The following is a 1,834-nucleotide window of genomic DNA, read 5'->3' on the forward strand; positions in this document are numbered from 1 at the left end:
CGGGGGTTCCCCGCGGGGGGGGGCGGGGGGTGGGGGGGGGGGTGGGGGGGGGGGGGGGGGGTGGGGGGTGGGGGGTGGGGGGGGGGCGGGGGGGCAACGTTCCGGAGTGGGGATGGGGTGCGGCGCCGGGGCGGGTTCGGGGTGGAGGGGCGCCGCGGGTGCGGACTGGGAGCGCGCGGGGGCAGGACCGTACGCCGGGTCGGACGCGTACGCCGTATCCGGTACGTCCGTCGCGGCCGGCCTCGCGTCCATGAAGGGCGGGGCGTCTGCGACCGGCGGGGCATCCGCGACCGGCGCCGCGTCCATCATCGGCGGCGGCCCGAACGCCCCCGTCGGCGGCTGGACCGAGCCCAGCGGCATACCCCCCTCTGCCGACTCCGGCACCGCGTGCAGCGGAAACGTCGGCGCCGACTCCCCCGCCGACTCGGGCACCGCCCGCAACGGGAAGGTCGGCACCACCTCCCCTTCCGGCACCGCCCGCAGCCGATGGGTCGCCGGGTCACCGCTCGGAAGACGGCGGTCCTCAGGTTCCCGCGCCGATTCCGGTTCGAATTCCGGTTCTACGCCGCCCGCGGATACCCCAGGCGGCAGCGCGGGCGGCGGCGGCGGAAACCCGGCCGGCACCGCCCCCTCGCCCGCACCCGCACCCGCACCGACCATCGCCCACGGCTCCGCCGAGAAGTGACTGGACCCATCCGGATCGATCTGGAGCGGAACCACGTACCCGATCCGAGCGTCGTGGATCGTGGCGTGCACGGAGTGTCCCGTGGCCGTGGCGATGCGGTGGAGGTGGCTCAGGACCGCCTGCTGGATCTCCTCGCCCGCGGCCACCGCGACCGGTACACCGCCGATGGAGGCACCGCCGGCGCCCGGGCCGTCCACGGGTACGCGTACCTCGAAGGGTGACGCCGCGGGTGCCGAGCGTGCGGCTCGCTTCTGTTCCCGCTTCTTCTCGCGGCTGAGTCGAGTCATCGGTTCCCTCACTCGCATCCGTCGGGGAGTAGGCGCAAGCACTCCCCAGCGTCAAGATCCGTTCCTACGCGTACTGTTGAGTCTCTCCGCTCCCACCCGGTTCCCAGGTCACCGCGACGTCACAGCCTCGTCCCAGGAGTTCCCTGACCCGTCGCGCGCCCGTTCGGATGCCGTGAGGATGCGGCGGGGCCACGAGGGAGGAGCTCGGTCATGCAGACAGCTGGACGGCAGGGCCCGGAGATCTGGCTCCGCGGACCGGTACCGCTGCCGGTGGACAACGGCCCGCACGCAGGGACACCGGAAGCACCGGAGCGCCCCTCCAGTATCCCCACCGGCACCCCTACCGGTCCACGCCGCTTCTCCTGGGTAGCCACCCACGGCGGCACCGGCGTCACCACCCTCACTTCCGTCTACGGCGGCCAGGACTGCGGACGCGACTGGCCGGGCCCCGAGGACCCGCCGTCGGTCCTGCTCGTCGCCCGCACGCACGCCGCCGGGCTGGCCGCCGTCTCCCGCGCCCTGGAGGTCTTCCGGCGCGGCGAGGCACCGGCCGGGCTCGACCTGGACGCCGTAGTCCTCGTAGCGGACGCGCCCGGGCGACTCCCCCGCCAGCTCGCCCACTACGTCAAGGCCATCGAGTCGGTGATCGACGTCTACCGCGTGCCCTGGGTACCGGCCTGGCGCGTCGGCGACCTCACCGGCGAACCACCCCGCGAGACAGAAGCACTGGCCCGCCTCACGGGCACGCTCCGGCACCCTCGCTGACCCGCACTCGCCGACGAAACGGGAGCGGGTCGTGGCGGTACGGCGCAGCCCGCCGCGTACCTGGTCCCCACCCGTCCAACTGTGGCAACACCAGAGG

At 74.5% G+C, this 1,834-nt stretch carries 3 protein-coding genes; all 3 read left to right on the forward strand.

Annotated features, from left to right (window positions below; translation table 11 throughout):
• The first annotated feature begins 112 nt into the window (after positions 1–112).
• Positions 113–685: a hypothetical protein gene (locus ACFWP5_RS52375; RefSeq protein WP_384174525.1), complete on the forward strand. Its 573-nt coding sequence runs from the start codon at positions 113–115 to the stop codon at positions 683–685.
• Between the two features lie 65 nt (positions 686–750).
• Entirely contained in the window at positions 751–906 is a 156-nt protein-coding gene (locus ACFWP5_RS52380) for a hypothetical protein (RefSeq protein ID WP_384174527.1), read from the forward strand.
• Positions 907–1,182: 276 nt separating this feature from the next.
• Positions 1,183–1,737, forward strand: coding sequence for a DUF6668 family protein (locus ACFWP5_RS52385; RefSeq protein WP_384174530.1), 555 nt, complete (start codon positions 1,183–1,185; stop codon positions 1,735–1,737).
• Positions 1,738–1,834: the final 97 nt, after the last annotated feature.

Origin of the sequence: Streptomyces sp. NPDC058469 (assembly GCF_042721125.1) — a bacterium.
GTDB lineage: Bacteria > Actinomycetota > Actinomycetes > Streptomycetales > Streptomycetaceae > Streptomyces.